This is a genomic window from Methylobacterium tarhaniae (assembly GCF_001043955.1).
GTDB classification, from domain to species: domain Bacteria; phylum Pseudomonadota; class Alphaproteobacteria; order Rhizobiales; family Beijerinckiaceae; genus Methylobacterium; species Methylobacterium tarhaniae.
This window is the reverse complement of the sequence record NZ_LABZ01000175.1, coordinates 1-775: the sequence shown is the minus strand read 5'-3', so window position 1 is coordinate 775 and position 775 is coordinate 1. Positions and strand designations below refer to the sequence as shown.

The 775-nt window shown below is 63.2% G+C and carries 1 protein-coding gene; it reads right to left on the bottom strand.

The window, feature by feature from the left end; translation table 11 throughout:
• A partial coding sequence (locus VQ03_RS22785; RefSeq protein WP_048453194.1) for an alpha-amylase family glycosyl hydrolase occupies positions 1–647 on the bottom strand: 647 nt, incomplete at its 3' end.
• Positions 648–775 lie beyond the last annotated feature (128 nt).

Sequence of the window (775 nt, the reverse complement as noted above, 5' to 3'; positions counted from 1 at the left end):
GTGCCGTCGCGCTCGATCAGGTAGGGGATCGCGTCGAGGCGCAACCCGTCCACCCCCATGTCGAGCCAGTAGCGCATCACCTCGATCACCGCGTCCAGGACCTTCGGGTTGTCGAAGTTCAGGTCGGGCTGGTGCGAGTAGAAGCGGTGCCAGTAATACGCCTTGGCGACCGGGTCCCAGGTCCAGTTCGAGGCCTCGGTGTCGAGGAAGATGATGCGGGTGTCGGTGTATTTCTCGTCGGTGTCCGACCAGACGTAGAAGTCACGCCACTCCGAATCCTTCGGGGCGTTGCGGGCCTGCTGGAACCAAGGATGCTGGTCCGAGGTGTGGTTGATGACGAGTTCGGTGATGACCCGCAGATTCCGGGCATGGGCCTCGTCCACGAAGGTGCGGAACTGGTCCATCGTGCCGTAGGACGGGTTGATGTCGCGGTAATCCGCGATGTCGTAGCCGTCGTCGCGGAGCGGCGAGGGATAGAACGGCATCACCCAGATCGCCGTGACGCCGAGGTCGCGGATATAGTCCAGCTTCGCGGTCAGGCCGTCGAAATCGCCGATGCCGTCGTTGTTCGCGTCGAAGAAGGATTTGACGTGCACCTGGTAGATGATGGCGTCACGGTACCATTGCGGATCGGTACGATCGATCATCGCGTCAAAGCCTCATTCGATCGGGTCGTGGCGCCGGGCTGATGGCTTTCGTGGCTGTCGCCATACTTGGGCTCAACGCGGGGCGCCGGGGAGAGTTCGGGCTGCCTGCCGGCACGGACGGTCGCCCG